Raw genomic sequence first — 17,958 nt, 5'->3', positions numbered from 1 at the left:
TTTTGGTACTTTTTCATTGGCAAACTGATTACACCAATCCATACTTTTATATATGGATATTTCTTATATTAAACTGCTTTTATTACTGGAACAATTATCGGCATTGGGATTTATTGGAGTATATAGAGGAAATGATTCCACAAAGATTGAATGAGACAGGCCCCGGAACTTAATTCGGTCAGCATCATGACAATATAATATATTTACCAGGGGAACCGATGGGGCGATATGTCCAGCCGCCTACTCATACAAATAAAGGGGCTGGTGCTCATGTATGTTACATATGGCGATTTATTTACCTTTGTAATCATGCTATGTGCAGTAATAACTCTTGTTTACATGCATAAAATAGCGTCCTTCACTTCGGTTCTTGTTTTTGTGGATAGGTACTCCTTGCAAAACCCCCGGGCAAAATGCTATAGTATAGTGAGGTTTGCATGTGAAAGGAGACATATCATGGTATCTTTGCCAGGAACCGGGGAAACCGTATCAGGATTCACCGTGACTGAACTTGGATTCATACACATGCTGGGTGCCCGGACCGTGGAGTTTTACCACGCCCGCAGCGGCGCCCGGCTTTTATTTATACAGAACGATGACCCGGAACTGGGGTTTAACCTGATTTATAGGACGCCCCAGTTTGACGAGACCGACACCAACCACATACTGGAACACCTCCTTTTATCCTCCTGCCGCAAGTATCCCAGCCGGGATATTTTCTTTGACATGGACAGCAAGAGCTATTCCACCTTCATGAACGGGCTTACGGATAATACATATACCTGTTACCCCATATGTACGCTGAGCCAGGAACAGCTCATAAAACTGATGGATGTGTATCTGTGCTGCATGGAGGAACCGGATGCGCTGAAGGAGAGGAATTTCTATCTGCGGGAGGCGCTGCGTCTGGAGCTGGAGGACCCGGAGGGCCCCCTGTCCATACAGGGCACTGTGCTCAGCGAGGACTGGGGCCATCTCACGGATATCCAGGAAAATGCCGACAGCTTCACGGCAAAAGCCCTCTATCCGGGACTTCCCTCTTCCAATCTCCTTGGAAGACTTCATCTCCATTACAGGGAACTTACATTTGAACTTGTGAAAGAGGCATTTAACCGATGCTATGACTACTCTAACTGCCTGATGGTGCTTTACGGGAAGATGGATTACCGGGCAGTGCTTGAATTCCTTGACCGGGAACACCTGTCCCATTATACAGGTACGCACCGCTCCCTGTTATCTGCCATGGACCAGATGCCCGTCCCAGGCAAACGTTCCCTTACCGCTGAAAGTCCTGCCTACTCGGACAGTCCCAGGGAACAGGCCTCCATCATTGACTATGCCATCGACCTTACAGGCAGCAGCCAGGAGGAATTGATATATTGGGATTTATTTACAGACATTCTGGACAGCGACACCTCTCCTTGGCACCGGTGCGCAAGGGAAGCCGGAATCAACAACGTGATGGAGGTATATCTGGACCTTCTCCTGCCCGGCCCGTCCCTGCGGTTCCGTCTGAGGAATGGGGATGAGGAACAGAAGGAGGCGTTCTGCCGTACCATCCAGTCCGCACTGCAGGAAATCAGCGCCCATGGCGTTGCCCATGAACTGTACCAGGCAGCCATGAAGGAAAACAGGCTAAGTGATGCATTAACCAGGGAAGGTTCACATCTGGGCTTTAACATTTCCGAGGAAATCGGAAGGTATTGGAGCCAGACAGGCAAAACAGACTATTTCCAGCTCTACGAAACGGCCTCCCGCAGATTCGCCGGTGACAACAGCCAGGACATCCTTAAAATGCTGGCTTCCCGGGCGCTTACCCCTGAAACCAGCGCCGTTGTCGTAACGGTTCCCTGCCCCGGAATGGCAGAAGCACTGGAGGAAGAAAAAGAACAATACCTGAAGGAAACACTGGATTCCATGTCCATGGATGAACGGCGCCGCCTGTGTAAGGACACGGAGTCCTTCCGTCAGTGGAATTCCCTGGACTGGGGCAATATGGATTTCCTCATACATCCAAAAGACCTTCCGGCCCCTGGGCCGGGTGCTCCTTTTCAAAAAAGGGAATTTGGGACCATAACCAGCTACACTGCTCCCTCCAGCGTGGATGCGGTCGGAAGCTACCAGATATACTTTGATTTAAGCCTTATCCCCCGGGATGAGCTTAAATTCCTGTCCCTGTATCAGATGCTGCTGACGGAGCTGGATACAAGCCGGTATACAGTGGAGCAGCAAAAGACCCTGGAACAGGAATACCTCCACGACTGCACCTTTGACGAACTCTATCTGGATTCTGCGGCCGGAGCCGACAGCCGTCCCATGATGACCGTGTTCTGGTACGGACTCACCGCGGACTTTGCCGAAAGCCTGGATTTCCTCCTGGATATTATAGGCGGAGGGGAATACGATGACATTCCCACCATACTGCGTATCCTTGAAAAATATCTCCCTGATTACGACCTGTCCCGGGCTGATATGGCATCCTCCCTGTCCTTCAGCCTGGCGGAAGGCTATATCAGGCAGGAGTGCAGGTTCAGGAACCTGCTCAACAGTCAGCACGTTTATTATTTCCTGAAAGATGTGGCCAGCAAACTGAGGGAGGAACCGGAATACGCCGGAAAGGTAACAGACACACTGCGGCATATTTCCACTGCCATATTATCCGGAAGCCGTTTCACATTCATGGCCTCCGCAAACCCGGATGCCTTAGGGGAAGTGGAACAGGAAGCCATAAGACAGCTGGGTATGCTTGGAAGAGATTATGATACCAGACTTGAAAGAGAACATGATACCAAACAGTCAGATACCGCCAGGCCCACGGCAAACAAGGATTCCTGTCTTGCCGCCCAGTCCCGATACACGCCCTTCATCCTACCGCCCCAGAAGCAGAAGCTGGCCATATGTGTGGACGCCCCTGCCCAGGAAACCCGCATGATGGGAGATTTCCGTGGAAATACAGGCTTTAAAGGCAGGTATCTCCCCTTCCTCATGGCATGTGCGGACAAATACCTGAAGCCTGCCATACGCTATCAGGGCGGGGCATATGACAGCGGAATCGATTTCTACATTCCGGCTGGATATTTTACCTTGTGGAGCACCGCTGACCCCGAAGTCAGGTCCACCCTGGAGCTGTTCTCCAATACCGGGAAGGCACTCATGGACATTTCCCTGACACAGCAGGACCTGGACGGCTATATCCTGAGCGCCTACGCCCAGGCCCTGCCGCCTGCCGGAACCCTGAATAACCGCATGCGGTACATGCGCCGGGCCATGGCCGGAATTGACACGGATCAGATTAACCTTATGATTGCGGACATTAAAAATGCCCGGCTGGAGCACCAGGCCGAGGCATCGCGGATCATCCATGACTTACTGGAACAGGGGCCAATCGTGACAGTGGGCAATGAACGGGCAATCCAAAGGAGTGCTGGGTGTTTTGATGAAATCATTGTATACAGGCCATGAGCTACAATCCACAAACGCCGCCTGCCAGGAATTTTTCCCGGACAGGCGGCGTTATACATATCATTCTTTTTTATTATAACTGAACCACAAAATCCTCAGATGCCTCGCCGTTCACCACATAGTAGGCCGCATTCTGCTCTGGTGAAATATAAAGCTCCAGAGTCTTGATTTCAACATCCTTGTGGGCCGCCAGATAGGCCTCCTCGGCTTTCTGAAGGACATCCTTAGCCATTATCTGCTTTCCTGCAAACTCTACAACCACGGTTCTGCCTGCCTCATGGGTGGTGTTCTTCTCTTCAGCCACGCTGGCATCGTTCTTCTCCTCAGCCACACAAGCGGTATTTTTCTGTCCAGCTGCGCTGACAGTGCCCTTTTCCCCAGCAGCACACACGCCGCTTTCTTCCTTAACTGCCTGCACCGTCTCCGCTGTATCCACTTTTGCTGCAGCCGCAGCTGTATTCCTTCTTGGTCTTGCCATTCCATTTCCTCTTTTCGTTTATACATTTTCTATGAAAATTATACGGCTTATCCCCAATATCTGTCAATGACGCGGATATGCAAATTGCGGTGGGTTCTGTGTGGATTTCTGGTAGCATTAACGGTTTACTTTTTGATTCGCATGCTGGTTGTACGGCATTTTAATGAATGAATACTTATTCATGCAGATAAGCTGCCACTGAATGAAGGCAGCGTAATAGATACAAAAATACCGCGGCCCGGATACTTCCCACCCAGGCCACGGCATTCCCGCAATATCCATACAGTAACATCAATCACCCAATTCCGCCATACACAATCCCAAGAATAAACACAATCACGGCCAGCGGCACGTACACATATTTAGACAGCGGGCCAAAGTAGCTTCCAAGCGGCTTTTCCCGGCCTTCCTTCAGTTCCTTGGCTATTTCCCCAAATCCCAGCACATAATAGATGGATACCGCGCCCAGCACGGCGCCAAATGGCACCACTATGATTGTGATGAAATCCATCCAGGAACCTACGTTAGGCTCAGCTTCCAGGAAAATGCCCACCAGCAGCGCAATCCCGCTGCAAAGGGCAACCGCCGTCTTCCTGGACAGGCGGAACCTGGTCTGCCAGGATTCGCTGACCGCCTCAAACATGTTAATCAGGCTTGTGATACCAGCAAAGGCCACGGACAGGAAGAACAGGCCTGCAAACAGACGGCCCATGGGCATCTGCCGGAACACATTGGGCAGGGTGATGAACATAAGGGGCGGACCTGCATTGGGCTTGATCCCAAAGGCAAATACAGCCGGCATGATGGCCAGCGCCGCCATCATGGCCGCAACCGTATCAAAAAAGGCTGTGCGGATGGACGCCTTCGGTATGTCCTCCGACTTAGACAGATATGTTCCATAGACAATCATGCCTGACCCGGTAATGGACAGTGAGAAAAATGCCTGTCCCATGGCCATGACCCAGGTATCCACCTTAAGTAAATCACTCCAGTCCGGTGTGAACAGGAACTTATATCCCTCCACCGCGCCCGGAAGGAATGCCACGCGGATAGCCAGAACGGCAAACAGGACAAAAAAGGAAGGCATAAGAACCTTATTAATCTTCTCAATCCCCTTTGTGGCGCCAAACATCAGGATGGATGCGGCAATGATAATAACCAGCACATGCCAGGGCACGCTTCCGAAATTCCCCGTGGCCTGGCTGAAATAGGCGGCCGCATCCTCGGTCAGGATTGCCCCGGTAACCGAACCAGCCAGTGCACGGACTACCCAGCCAACGATGATTGCATATCCAATGGCGATTCCCAAGGATCCCAGCAGCGGTATCCAGCCCAGGATATAACCGAGCCTGCCTTTTCCTATCCTGTTCCAGCAATATTCATAGGCGCCCAGTGTCCCGGTCTTAGCCCGCCTTCCAATAGCAAATTCCGCAGACAGTCCCACCAGTCCGAACAACACAATAAATAAAATATAGGGTACCAGGAATGCCCCGCCGCCGTACTGTCCCACGCGGTACGGAAACATCCAGATGTTACCCATTCCAACAGCAGAACCCACGCAGGCCAGCACAAATCCAAAACTGCTGCCAAAGCCGCCGTTCTGGTGCACGTTTCCCGTTGCAGGTTCCTTACTCCTCTGCTTACTCATAACTTCTCCTTTAGATGTAAATTTTCATGGTCCATATCCGCTTTGGTCCCAGGGATGACAGACACTTTATTATACTACCCCATTTACACCAATTAGTCAAAGTTTTAAAGTAAAAAAGTCCAAAATACCGTTAACCAAAAAACGGTCAACGGTATCCAGGTATTCAAGCTTCCAATTCAAATAACCCGCTTATATCCCCCTCTCCATCTGCAGCCTTACCACTCCCCTTTCACCTTTCCATCACAACCTGCCTGTCAAGTATCCCCCTCATCATACCCGCTGCCTGCTTTAAGTCCTCCTCCCACTCTCCTCTGCCCACATCCCAGAATTCAGTCACATACCTGCGTATCCCGCATTCCCAAGCGGTCCTGATTCCATTTTCAAAATCCACATGGCCCCTTCCAAAAGGAACTTCCCTGAATACCCCAGGTTTTGTCTCCTTTAAATGCATGGCGCACAGATGGCCTTTGCCGCTGCGTATATCTTCCTCCACGCCCGTTCCATGTGTTTTCGCGGCATTGGTGATGTTACCCAAATCAGGGTAAACCGTAAGGAAACTGCTGTCAGCCATCCTGACATATTTCATGGCCTTCTCCACTGTGTTCATGAATTCGGTTTCCATTGTCTCAAATCCCAGGACGATTCCATACGCAGCAGCCATCTCCACGGATTTACATATATTTTCTGCAAACCTCTGTCTGGTATCTTCATTCCCGGCTTCATAATACACATCATATCCCGCAAGCTGGATAATCCTTATTCCCAAATCATCGGCCAGCCCGATTGCCTCTTTCATGATCTGCATTCCCCTGGCCTCTGTCTCCTTGTTGCTGCTTCCCAACGGATACTTCCTGTGCCCGCTGAGACACATGCTGCGAAATGCAATTCCCGTGTCATGCATATCCCGTATCACACCCATACGCTCACTGTTTCCCAGTTCCAGCCTGGCCAGCTTCTGGGGCGTCTCATCGATACTCAATTCCACAAAATCATATCCTGCCATCCTGGCGGCTTTCAGCTTATCCCGGAAGGGAAGCCCCATAGGTATGGCCTTTTCATAAAGCCCCAATGAATAATGTCCTAATCTGCACATCTGCCTTACACCTCTGTCACGCCACTGTTCCCTGCAACATCACATCCTGCCCCGGATTTTTGCACAGTATCCCGCCATCTATCCATGGATTGCCTCATATATCATCTTAGCCGTCCCCCGTTTATCCTCAGCCAGCATGATACCGCTTCCCACAATCACCACATCCGGTCCAAAGGATACGATATCGTCAATGAACTCCGCCTTAATCCCTCCTGATATGGACGTCCTGGCCCGCTTTATCACTGCCTTAATCCGGCTTAAATCCTTGGTGGGCGCCTGGTTCCCGCCAGCAATGGTATCATGTGAGGTATGTACGCCGATACAGTCTGCCCCCAGGGCGTCCACCTCTGCTGCACGCTGCACAATATCGTCCACGGAAATCAGGTCCACAAAACACTCTTTTCCAAATTCCCTGGCGGCCTCCACTGCCCTGGCAATCACAGAATCATTGGTGACCCCGGCTACCGTGACAATATCCGCTCCCTCCTCATATGCAATCTTGGCAATGTCATATCCTCCGTCCAGAAGTTTCATATCAGCCAGCACTTTCACGTCCGGAAATGCTTTCTTCATCTCCCTGACAGCCCTGGTTCCCTCGTTATACATAAGCGGCGTTCCCAATTCGGCGATATCCACGTATGGATAGATTTCCTCCATTACCGCCAGTGCCTCTGATAAATCCCTGCAATCAAGTGCAACCTGTAATTCCATGTCCCTTTTCTCCTTTTCATTTTAGAATATGTCTTCCCACAGACCATGAAGCGCGTTCATGGTCTTTATAAAATTGCCATATTTCCCATCATATACAGCCTTCCTGCCCTGGTTGGGCATGACCGCCTTCTTTATCTTCACGGTCCCCCCGGATGCCTCCATGAAATCGCGGTAAAAACCAGCTCCGATGGCAGCCGCAATGGCCGCTCCCTTTGCCCCCAGTTCAGCCCCGTCCACAATCTCTATGGGCAGCTGCAGGATGTCCGCGAACATCTGGAGCCATACATCGGATTTGGTGACACCGCCTGACAGCCGGATGGCCCTTGGTGTTTCCCGTGTCCTTAAAAGCCGTTCCACATGATACCGGTGAGAGAATACAACTCCCTCATAAGCTGCCCTCACCATGTGCTCCCTGGTATCCAGAGGCGACATACCAAGCCATACCCCGCGGCTTCTGCTGCTGTCCATGGAACCGTTTAAGAATGGCAGGAACACCACTTTACCATCCTCCGGCCCTATGCCCTCCACGGCCTGGTTTAACAGATCATATACACGTTTCCCATTCCGGCTGCATTCCTCTGCTTCATCCTGGTACAGCGCCTTTATGACCCACTCCAGATTCCCTGCGGAAGTGTTGGATCCCTCCTCAATAAAGTAATATCCCGGTATACAGTATAAGGAATTAAGGCCTATGTTTTTGTCTGTAACCGGCTTCCTGCCAAGATATGCGTTAACACTGCATGTCCCTGCCATCATACACAGCTGGTCACCGGACACCATGCCCATGGCCGCAGAACACGCGTCAACGTCAAACATGCCTGCCACCACCCGTGTTCCTGCTTTAAGGCCTGTCTGTACGGCCGCCTCCTTTGTGACAGTGCCGCAGACATCGGCCGGCTGGTACAGGGGCGGCAGTTTTTCATAAACCTCGGATATTCCCAGATACTCCAGGATGCTTTTTTCATACTGTCCGGTAAACAGGTTCATGAAACTGCCTCCGGACTGGTTGCAGCAGTCCGACACAGCCTGCCCGGTCATGCGGTATACCAGGAAATCCTTCATGGAGAATACCCACCGGATTTTTTGGTAATTCCAAGGCTCATGGTCCTTCATCCAGGCCAGGATGGAAACAGGATGGGACGTATAAAGCCCCTGGCAGGTCATGGGCCGTACCTTATCCACTGTCCCATCCTCCGCCCACTGTTTTGTATACTCCCAGCTCCGGTTGTCTGAGGATGTAATGGCATTCCTGAATGCATTACCGCTGGAATCCACTGCATATACGCCTTTACCCTGTCCTGCAAAACCCACACATTCCACTTCCCCGGCAGGAACCCCGCTTTCTGCCAGCACCCGGGCAATACATCTGCAGTTAATGGCCCATAGTTCATTGAGGTCAATCTCCACACGCCCAGGCTCCGGAATCATGGTCCGGCTGGCTTCCCTTGCCAGGGATACCATGCTGCCATGTTCATCATACATGGCAGCCTTTATAAAGGTTCCTCCGTTATCCACTCCGATTACATATCTTCCCATCCTTGTCCCTCCCTATCTCACACAGATACACGGGATGTGCTTTTCTTTATATTTTTGAAAATCTGTTTTGCATTCGCTGACTGGGAGAAAACCACGATAATCAGCAGCAGCCCTGTTACAACCTGTTCCCACAACGGATTCACATAGGACTGCATGTTGAAAATGTTGTTCAGGAAGCCCAGGATCCATGCCCCGGCAAATGCTCCCATGATCTTCCCCCTGCCTCCCGTAAGGTAGATACCTCCCAGGGCGCAGGCCGCTATGGCATACATCTCATAACTGGTGCCCGCCAGGGGGTACGCCGCCTCTGTCCTGGATACCAGAAGGATTCCGGCCAGACAGGCCAGCATGCTGCACAGCATATGTGCCAGAAGCCTTGTCTTATATACATTAATACCCATCATGGTCGCAGCCTCCTCGTTCCCCCCAACTGCATAGATATTCCTGAAGGCAGACCTTTTCTTTAACAGGACCGCAAAAACAACAAAGGTCAGGATGAAAATCACCAGATAGATGCTGATATAGCGGAAAAAAATAATTTTGCCGAATGTGGCAAACCCTGGACTTATATGGACTGCCTTGTAGGTATCCCCCCGCGTCATCATCAGAAGGATTCCCTGTATGCCAAGCTGGGAGGCAATGGTCACAATCCAAGGATGAAAGCCGGCCTTTACAATCAGGGTGGCATTGATGAACCCAACGCCTGCCGCCGCTGCCATGGGTATCACGAATGCCAGCGCTGCCGAATAATTGCTGAAATACAGGGACAGGAATCCGCTGAATGCAAACAAAGTGCTGACGCTTAAGTCAATGGAGCCTGACATGATGACCAGCGCCATGCCGCATGCCAGAAGGCCCCGTATGGTTGCCTGCCTCCCCACGTTGCTGATATTGTTGATGGTCAGAAAGGATTCCCCGTTCAGCAGTGTTCCTACCATCATGACAATGACAACGCCCACGATGACTCCATAACCATTGAATCTCTGTCTTATCTTTTTTAGAATACCGTTCATAGCCGCCACCTCTATTTCTTTGTTGCAACACGCTGCAGATAAACCGCCCCGAAAATCAGCAGCGCTTTGATAACAAGGGAAATTGCATAATATATGTTATTCATGTTGACCATGATCACTATCAGCTGCAGCAGCAAGGCGCCGCACAGGGTTCCTATGATATTGGGCTTTCCTCCCCTCATGGGCGTTCCCCCCACGACCGTGGATGCGATTGCGTCAAACTCATAGCTCAGCCCCAGGCTGGAACCGTCCGCGCTGGAAACCATGATGCACTGTTCAATACCCGCAAGGGTCGCCAGCATGCCGCTGACCACATATGTAATCAAAATAACCGCAACCACATTGATTCCCGATATCCTGGCAGCTGTCCGGTTATCCCCCGTGGCCTCCAGATACACGCCAAAGGAAGTCTTCTCTATGACGAACAGGATGACAGCTAGGAGCACGGCCACGCAAACCACATGGATTGGCACCACACCGCCTACCCGGTAATAAGATAGGGCTGAGACCGATGAATTGTTATAGCTGATAGGAGTGCCGCCGGATGCCACCTTGGCAATCCCCCTTAAAATATACATCATGGCCATGGTTGTTATCATGGACTCCACCCCAAACCTGGCAACCATGACGCCGCAGAAGGCCCCTGCAGCCATTCCCACCACAGCAGCCCCGGCCAGGGCAGCCACCGGATTTCCTCCTGACTTCACGATAAAGGAAAAGATAACAGAACCAAGGGCCATGCCGGAACCAACGGAAATATCAATATTACCCGTGGCAATGACAAGGGTAAGTCCCATGGCAATCAGTATGACCGGCATGGACTGGATAAACAGGTTCCAGACTGTCTGTATACTAAAAAAGTTATTGGTATAAAAGCAGTTGAAGCCAAACAGCAGGAAGAAGAATATGACCGCCCCATACTTCTGGAGTACCTCCCCCAGGGAAAGCTTGTTGTTTTTTACCGCCATGTTTAACCCTCCTCACTTTCAGCCGCTATCATTGCCATGATGCTCTGCTCCTTAATCTCATCCCCCGAAAGCTCACCCACATTCCGTCCGTCCCTGAGGACGATGATCCGGTCGCAGTTGCGCACCAGCTCGGACAGTTCGGAGGAAATATAAATCACGCTGATTCCCTGTGCCGCAAAGTCCAGCACCAGCTTCTCAACCTCCTGCTTGGCCCCCACATCAATTCCCCTTGTCGGTTCGTCCAGTATGATCAGTTTCGGATCCGTGGCCATCCACCTGGCAAGTATTACCTTCTGCTGGTTCCCTCCTGACAGGAAGCGTATCCTCTGCCTGTCATTGGGCGTCTTAATCTTCAATGCACTGATATAACTGCCCACCACCTTGTTCTGCAGCTTCCTATTTATCACAATCCCTCGGGATATTTTTTTCATGGATGATACTACGATATTGTTCTTCACAGACATGTAGGGAATGATTCCCTCTTCCCTTCTGTTTTCCGTACAGAATGCCATCCCCTTACTTATGGCATCCTTGGGCGATGCGATTACTGTGTCTTTTCCATTTATCTTGATGGTTCCTGCATCCATCCGGCTAAAGCCGAACAGAAGCTGGGCTGTCTCGGTCCTTCCCGAACCTAATAAACCTGCTATCCCCAGGATTTCCCCAGGTTTGATGCCAAAGGATACGTCCCTGACCTTGGGGAATTTGGCAAGATGTGAAGCCTCAATAAAATAGTCCCCTTTCATCTCCCGGACCGCCCTGGTCCTGCTTCCTTCCACAACCTTCCTGCCCACCATCCTGGTGACAAGCTCTTCCTTTGTCATGTCTGCGGTAGGAAATGTGCCCACATATTCCCCGTCCTTTAAGATGGTAATGCTCTCAGTCAGTTCAAAGACCTCGTCCAGCCGGTGGGTAATGAAAATAACGGATACCCCCTTCTCCTTCAGCTTGTTCACAATCTTAAACAGCTGGGACACCTCATTGCCATCCAGGGAAGAAGTCGGCTCGTCCAGCACCAGAAGCCTGCATTCCCTGCTTGCCGCCCTGGCAATGGAAATCATCTGCTGGGTCGCTGTGCCGAATCCATTTAACTGTTCCCTTACATCAATATCCAGGTCCAGATCCCCCAGTATCTTTTCAGCCGCGGCATACATCTTATCCCATTCAATATTTCCGGATTTATTCCTCGGATACTGCCCTAAGAAAATATTCTCAGCCACGCTCAGGTACGGAATCATGTTTAGCTCCTGATAGACCGGGCTGATACCGGCCTTCTGCGCCTTCTGCACATCCGTTATATGTACCTGCTGTCCATCCATACGGATTTCGCCTTCGTCCGCCTGATAGACACCGGTCAGTATCTTAATCAGCGTGGACTTCCCTGCCCCGTTTTCTCCCATCAGCGCATGGATTTCGCCCTTCCTTACGTTAAAGTTAACCCCCTTCAGCGCATTCACGCCTGCAAAGGACTTTTTTATATTCTTCATTTCCAAAAGAAATTCCTTTTCCACAAATCCACCTCTTCCTTTTAGACAGAATAAGGGAACTACCTTCACAATCCCTGTTGTCAAAACTGTTTCCGGCAGTTCCCATATGAATCAGACCATACTGTTTTTAGAATCCTTCTACTTCATACAACTCGTCCACATTTTCGGTGGTGATTGTAGACTGATGGACAAAGTATTCTTCCTCCAGCTCATCGCCTGCAAAGTACTTGTTGATACAGTCAAAGAGGACGTCCCCGCCCTTAGGGGTACATGTGATGATGGCGCCGATTTCATCTGCCTTAATGGCGTCCAGAGCCTCTTTCTGTCCGTCAACCGCCACAATCCATACATCCTCGTTGGGTTTAAGTCCTGCCTGCTTTAATCCCAGAAGCGCTCCCAGCGCCATCTCATCTGAATGACAATAAATCACATCGAATTTCTGTCCTGACTGGGCAACATTCTGTACAACCTCCTGGGCTGTTGCCCTGGACCACTCCCCGTTCTGCTGGATTACCTTAATGTTGCTGTGGTCAGCCACATATTCATTAAAGCCCCTGGAACGGTTCTGTGCATCGGACTGTCCCGGATTACCTGTGATTTCCAATACCGTGGTGTCCTTGTCCCCCACATGGTCCACCGTCCACTCGGCGCAGCCCTGTCCCTGCTGGTACTGGTCGGAACGGATGGTTGTGATGAAGTCCTCTTTCCACTTTCCGTCCAGATACTGGGTATCCATATCAATTACCGGGATGCCGGCGCTCTTACATGCCTCAAAGGCAGGCGCCACCGCATTGGCATCCACGGGAACGATTACAATCAGGTCACATTTTTGTGCAATCAGGTCCTCCACGTCCCCAATCTGCTTCTCAATGTTGGAATCCGCATTGGTCATGATTAACTCATATCCGTTCATTTCCGCATATTTTGTAACATCCTCAACCTCTGCAACCCTCCATGCCCCCGAGTAGGTGGATTCAGAAAAACCGATTTTCAGCTTCTTTTCCCCTCCGTCCTCCGATGCCTTTGCCCCGGTCTCCCCAGCCGGTGTTTCAGCTGCCGGTGCAGCCGTCTTCTCCTCAGACGCCTGGGCTGCTGCTTCTGTTGCCGCAGGTTTTGCGGTTTCAGTGGAGCATCCCATCAGGGATGTGGACACCAGTGTCACTGCAAGCATTGTACCCCATAACTTTTTTAACATAACTTACCTTACCTCCTGTTGTTTTTTACTGTGTTGCTTGTTTTGCTTGATAACCATATATTACAGGAGTTTTTGATTATAATAAATAAAGTTTTTTTGGCAATTATGTATTATTTTTTAGATTATATGGAAATTTTATTGACATTTGGTATAATAGCCCTGAACTCGTATTATATATTTCTACATTTAAAAGAGGAAATATCTACATGAAAATAAAAAATGCGCATTCCATCAACCAAACCCTGTTCCGCTATCTGATAATCATATTCATGGTGTATGTCCTGTTCATCACAACATTTTTAAGCTACATATACAAGACCCAGATAGACTACCTCAATGACATGGAAGTAACCCGGATGTCCCTGTACTACCGCGAATCACTGGATAACCTGCTGCTGTCCTGTGAATCCCTTTGCACTTCCATTGCGAAAAATTATGACATCCAGACCATGCTGAGGACTGATATTGAACGGGAGACTACGGAATTCTACAAAGAGAAAGTGGATATCAACTGTAAAACATCTTTTTTAGTACAGTCTTATGCCGAGGAGGAGCTTCCCCTGGCCATCCTGTTAGATGACGGCAGGAAGTTTAAGTCCGGTAATTTTACATTATTGGAACATGATATCGTAGATAATCCATTTTACCAGACAGCACGCAAAGGCCCCGTCACATGGTGGCACCTTCCTAAATCAAACATATTCCGGCGGCTGGAAACAGACCTCTATGTGGTAACCATGCCCCTGGTCAACATCAGCACCAACCAGGTAAACGGGATCATTGCAATTGAACTGAACCAGACCGCCCTTAACAATGCCCTGAATTACGTATCCTCACAGCCCGCCTATTTCAGGATCACCCAGGACGGAACCCCCATCTGGCGCCTGGGAGACGAGGCACTGGCAGGGACAGGCAGTTACAGCCAGCCCTTAAGCAACGGATGGCAGCTGGAGGTTTACACACGGCCATCCAACCTGAACCTGTCATTCCCGCCTGAGCTGGTATGTATATTCATTGCGATGCTTCTCATCATCATTGTCACATTCGTATTGACTTCCCGGGGAATCTATAACAAAATTTCCTACCCCATATCAATACTTGCCACCAATATGGCCCACATTAAAATGAATACCCTTGATAAACCCATGGAGACCAACACCGAGATATCCGATATCCTTACCCTTTACTCCGGTTATAACACCATGCTCCAGCGTATCAATATGCTCATAGAGAATTCCAAGCAGGAGGAAAAGGAGATACGCAAGGCGCAGTACGCCGCCCTCCAGGCCCAGATCAATCCCCATTTTTTATACAATACCCTGGATATCATTGCATGGCAGATACGGATGAAGGATTCTGAATCCGCCCTTAATACTTTAATGGATTTCTCCACATTTTTCCGTCTGTCCCTAAACCGAGGTAAGACGCTTATCAGCCTTAAGGATGAATTTGAACATATGAGGATTTATCTGGAAATCATGAGGGTGCGCTATGACCAGGGTATTAACTATTCCATAGAAATCGATGACCCCGGGATATTGTCTTATTACTGCTCTAAACTGATACTTCAGCCGGTTGTGGAGAATTCCATCCAGCACGGTATCCTGCAGACGCCTTCACAGAGCGGGAATATCTTTGTAACTGCGGTCAGGGACGGGAATCATGTCACTATACGCATAAAGGATGACGGGATTGGGATCCCAAAAGAAAAAGTAGATGAACTGAATGCTTTCCTGTGTGATATTAATAAGCATCCGGAAAAGGACCAGGGCCTGGGATACGGCATCTTCAACATAAACAGAAGGATAAAGCTCTCCAACGGAAATGAATACGGAATCACCATAGAAAGCTGCTGCCGCCAATACACCCTGGTTACAATAAAAATACCACTGCTTGACAAGGAGGGAACTGTCATTGTTTAAAATACTCATTGCTGACGACGAGCCATTTACACGGCGCTGTATCATAAATGCACTTCCATGGGAAGAAAACGGCTTTTCCGTGGTAGCCAGCTGCAAAAACGGAAAGGAGGCATTCGAGGCCCTGGAACAATACCTGCCGGATATTGTCATCACGGATGTGCGGATGCCCATTATGGACGGCCTGGATTTATTAAAGAAAATCCAGGAATCCTATCCCCATATATGCGTGATTGTCATTAGCGGATTCGAAGAATTTGACTATGTGAAGACAGCCATGGATTATGGAGCCTATGGCTATGTGCTGAAACCCCTGAACCCGGATGAACTTCTGACCGTGGTAAAAAAGGCGGCTGCCAGCATTACGGATAAACGGAAGCTGAAGGAACTGATCATCACGGAAAAATCCATCCTCAACAGTGTCCTCAGGGGTGAATATCCGTCGGACCGTTTTCTCGGTCATACGGACCTGATTGACAGTTTGGAGAATCAATACTATACCGCCGCGCTTATGTCCCTGAACGGTTCCCAATACATGCTGGATGCGGAAATTTATTTCCAGGCAATCAAAAAACATCCCGGAGAGTTCTTTTTCCCTAATGTGAACTTCCAGCATGTCTTCCTTTTATGTCATGAGGACATTGAAAAACTATCCAATTATACGGAACGCCTGCATAAAGACCTTGAACACTACCTGTCCGGGTACACCGGATACTGCGTGGCGGTAAGCACACCACACCATGGACTGATGGGAATCCTGGAAGGCCTGAACGAGGCATCTGACACCATGAACCTGCGCTATATTGTTTCTGACAACAGGATATATTATGCCGGTCAGGAATATAATGCCAATTATGCGCTGTTTGACGACCAGATTAAGGAAATGACTTCCGCAGTCCTTTACAAAGACATCCATGGCTCCACCGCGCTTTTGGACGCCTTCCTGGCAAAAGGACAGATGAATATGTACAGTATCAAGGATTTTGCCAATCATCTGATTTACAAACTGTCAAACCACATACACACCGATGAATTCAAGGTCCAGGCCGCCTCCTATGCGGTGAAGATTTATATGAGCCATGAGATTCCCGAGATTAAGGACTTGCTGTGCGGCTTCCTTGAAAACTGTATTAAGCATCTGAATAAGGAATCCCAGTCCAACACCTCCGTCATCCTGCACGCTGCCATGGAATATATAGAAGCCAACCTGTCCAACCCCAACCTGTCCGTGGCGGATATTGCAAAGCATGTACACTTAAACGCAGCTTATTTCTCTACCCTTTTTTCCAATAACTGCAAGACAACCGTCATCAACCATATCATCCGGAAACGGATGGAACTTGCCAAGGTGAACCTGGTTGGTACGAACCTGAAGATCGCCCAGATAGCAGAACAGTCCGGATACCTGAATTCCACCTACTTCTGCCAGCTGTTCAGGAAGAACACGGGGATGTCGCCCCTGGAATACAGGAACCTGAACAAGGTCCCGCCTACGCCAGATACGTCACCAACGGAATCGTCACCACCGACAGCACCGAGGTAAGCGCAATGCTCTTCGCGGAAATGCTCCCGTCCGTTGTCCCATACTCCTTTTCCACCATCATCACCACGCTGCCCACGGGCATGGCCATGAGAAGGATGAATATGCCGTAGGACACCGGGTCCACGGGAATCATCTTCATCAGGGGGATACAGAGGGCAGGAATGACCAGCAGGCGGATGGCGGAAAGCACCAGCTGCTTTTTATCCGTCACCAGTTCCCGAAGATCGGACTGGGCCACCATGATTCCCACGGTCATCATGGACAGCGGTACTGCGGCATTGCCCACGCTGTCCACGAATGTTCCCATCACCTCCGGCACACGGATATGGAATGCAAAGATAAGGATGGCGATGGCACAGGCACCTGTCCCTATGTTAAACACCTTTTTCCATGGCAGCTCCCGCTTCTGACCGTCAGCTGCCGGGGCATTCCCCATGGCCAGGAGGATGCCGTAGGAATAGACCAGCAGGTTATATCCCACAATATAGAATGCCACAAAGATGACTGCCTCCTCACCGTAAAGGCTGCGTACCAGCGGAATCCCCATGAATCCCAGGTTGGGGAATATCATCATCAGGCGGTAGCAGTTGACCTCAGCTGCGGAAAGCCCCATAATCCTGGCAAATACTTTGCTGAGCAGTATCAGCACAACAAAAAAGACAGCCACCAGAACCAGATTCTCCGTAACCATGGCCGTACTGTATGTAATTGTCTTGTTCAGGACCCCTGAGATGATCAGGCATGGATTAAAAATGTTGATAATTGCAGATGAAAGGCTCTTGGCGCCTTCCCTGGATACAATCCCTCTCTTATATGCGGCATAGCCGGTCAGCATCATAAGGAACAGGATCAGCATCTGCTTTGCAATAATTCCTGCATTCATTCTTATACCTTCTTCATTTACA

13 protein-coding genes are annotated in these 17,958 nt (G+C 49.8%); 3 read left to right on the top strand and 10 right to left on the bottom strand.

Going from position 1 to position 17,958, the window contains the following annotated elements:
• Positions 1–456 precede the first annotated feature (456 nt).
• Positions 457–3,462 carry an insulinase family protein gene (locus tag MCJ35_RS26115; protein WP_025484509.1) on the top strand — a complete coding sequence of 1,002 codons (3,006 nt, stop codon included), beginning with the start codon at positions 457–459 and terminating at the stop codon, positions 3,460–3,462.
• 73 nt (positions 3,463–3,535) lie between these two features.
• Here the strand turns inward: MCJ35_RS26115 and MCJ35_RS26110 are convergent, their stop codons facing one another.
• The 9 genes from MCJ35_RS26110 to MCJ35_RS26070 form a co-directional block, all read right to left on the bottom strand.
• On the bottom strand, positions 3,536–3,940 hold the full coding sequence (locus tag MCJ35_RS26110; protein WP_025484510.1) for a DUF6465 family protein: 405 nt from the start codon (positions 3,938–3,940) through the stop codon (positions 3,536–3,538).
• Between the two features lie 295 nt (positions 3,941–4,235).
• The gene (locus tag MCJ35_RS26105; RefSeq protein ID WP_025484511.1) at positions 4,236–5,588 is read right to left on the bottom strand and encodes a sodium-dependent transporter; all 1,353 of its coding nucleotides are present in this window, start codon (positions 5,586–5,588) and stop codon (positions 4,236–4,238) included.
• Positions 5,589–5,817: 229 nt separating this feature from the next.
• Complete coding sequence (locus MCJ35_RS26100) at positions 5,818–6,681, bottom strand: L-ribulose-5-phosphate 3-epimerase (RefSeq protein ID WP_008723502.1); 864 nt, start codon at positions 6,679–6,681, stop codon at positions 5,818–5,820.
• Between the two features lie 78 nt (positions 6,682–6,759).
• Positions 6,760–7,392 (bottom strand): 3-hexulose-6-phosphate synthase, encoded by a 633-nt coding sequence (gene hxlA / locus MCJ35_RS26095; RefSeq protein WP_008723500.1) that lies wholly within the window; start codon positions 7,390–7,392, stop codon positions 6,760–6,762.
• A 21-nt stretch (positions 7,393–7,413) separates the two neighbouring features.
• Positions 7,414–8,928, bottom strand: a complete 1,515-nt coding sequence (locus tag MCJ35_RS26090) for an FGGY-family carbohydrate kinase (protein WP_008723498.1) — start codon at positions 8,926–8,928, stop codon at positions 7,414–7,416.
• Between the two features lie 17 nt (positions 8,929–8,945).
• Positions 8,946–9,941 (bottom strand): ABC transporter permease, encoded by a 996-nt coding sequence (locus MCJ35_RS26085; protein ID WP_025484512.1) that lies wholly within the window; start codon positions 9,939–9,941, stop codon positions 8,946–8,948.
• An 11-nt stretch (positions 9,942–9,952) separates the two neighbouring features.
• Positions 9,953–10,909 (bottom strand): ABC transporter permease, encoded by a 957-nt coding sequence (locus MCJ35_RS26080; RefSeq protein ID WP_008723493.1) that lies wholly within the window; start codon positions 10,907–10,909, stop codon positions 9,953–9,955.
• A 2-nt stretch (positions 10,910–10,911) separates the two neighbouring features.
• On the bottom strand, positions 10,912–12,420 hold the full coding sequence (locus MCJ35_RS26075; protein ID WP_008723491.1) for a sugar ABC transporter ATP-binding protein: 1,509 nt from the start codon (positions 12,418–12,420) through the stop codon (positions 10,912–10,914).
• 103 nt (positions 12,421–12,523) lie between these two features.
• Positions 12,524–13,591, bottom strand: coding sequence for an ABC transporter substrate-binding protein (locus MCJ35_RS26070; RefSeq protein WP_025484513.1), 1,068 nt, complete (start codon positions 13,589–13,591; stop codon positions 12,524–12,526).
• 206 nt (positions 13,592–13,797) lie between these two features.
• Between MCJ35_RS26070 and MCJ35_RS26065 the strand changes: the two genes are divergently transcribed.
• Positions 13,798–15,513, top strand: a complete 1,716-nt coding sequence (locus MCJ35_RS26065; RefSeq protein WP_008723485.1) for a sensor histidine kinase — start codon at positions 13,798–13,800, stop codon at positions 15,511–15,513.
• Positions 15,506–17,053 carry a response regulator gene (locus MCJ35_RS26060; protein WP_025484515.1) on the top strand — a complete coding sequence of 516 codons (1,548 nt, stop codon included), beginning with the start codon at positions 15,506–15,508 and terminating at the stop codon, positions 17,051–17,053. The genes MCJ35_RS26065 and MCJ35_RS26060 overlap by 8 nt, the downstream gene beginning before the upstream one ends.
• On the opposite strand, the gene MCJ35_RS26055 is transcribed toward MCJ35_RS26060, so the two are convergent.
• Entirely contained in the window at positions 17,001–17,936 is a 936-nt protein-coding gene (locus MCJ35_RS26055) for an AEC family transporter (RefSeq protein WP_008723482.1), read from the bottom strand. The two genes, MCJ35_RS26060 and MCJ35_RS26055, sit on opposite strands and share 53 nt — an antisense overlap.
• Positions 17,937–17,958: the final 22 nt, after the last annotated feature.

It is taken from the genome of Enterocloster sp. OA13 (genome assembly GCF_022440595.1).
Lineage (GTDB): Bacteria > Bacillota > Clostridia > Lachnospirales > Lachnospiraceae > Enterocloster > Enterocloster hominis.
The sequence above is the reverse complement of the archived record's forward strand: the minus strand, read 5'-3'. Positions and strand labels throughout refer to the sequence as shown.

Excerpts from the sequence above, each read along its gene's own strand:
- MCJ35_RS26115 (WP_025484509.1), top strand. The coding sequence starts at position 457 with ATGGTATCTTTGCCAGGAACCGGGGAAACCGTATCAGGATTCACCGTG.
- MCJ35_RS26090 (WP_008723498.1), bottom strand. The coding sequence starts at position 8,928 with ATGGGAAGATATGTAATCGGAGTGGATAACGGAGGAACCTTTATAAAG.
- MCJ35_RS26080 (WP_008723493.1), bottom strand. The coding sequence starts at position 10,909 with ATGGCGGTAAAAAACAACAAGCTTTCCCTGGGGGAGGTACTCCAGAAG.
- MCJ35_RS26105 (WP_025484511.1), bottom strand. The coding sequence starts at position 5,588 with ATGAGTAAGCAGAGGAGTAAGGAACCTGCAACGGGAAACGTGCACCAG.
- MCJ35_RS26065 (WP_008723485.1), top strand. The coding sequence starts at position 13,798 with ATGAAAATAAAAAATGCGCATTCCATCAACCAAACCCTGTTCCGCTAT.
- MCJ35_RS26070 (WP_025484513.1), bottom strand. The coding sequence starts at position 13,591 with ATGTTAAAAAAGTTATGGGGTACAATGCTTGCAGTGACACTGGTGTCC.
- MCJ35_RS26085 (WP_025484512.1), bottom strand. The coding sequence starts at position 9,941 with ATGAACGGTATTCTAAAAAAGATAAGACAGAGATTCAATGGTTATGGA.
- MCJ35_RS26055 (WP_008723482.1), bottom strand. The coding sequence starts at position 17,936 with ATGAATGCAGGAATTATTGCAAAGCAGATGCTGATCCTGTTCCTTATG.
- hxlA (WP_008723500.1), bottom strand. The coding sequence starts at position 7,392 with ATGGAATTACAGGTTGCACTTGATTGCAGGGATTTATCAGAGGCACTG.
- MCJ35_RS26100 (WP_008723502.1), bottom strand. The coding sequence starts at position 6,681 with ATGTGCAGATTAGGACATTATTCATTGGGGCTTTATGAAAAGGCCATA.
- MCJ35_RS26110 (WP_025484510.1), bottom strand. The coding sequence starts at position 3,940 with ATGGCAAGACCAAGAAGGAATACAGCTGCGGCTGCAGCAAAAGTGGAT.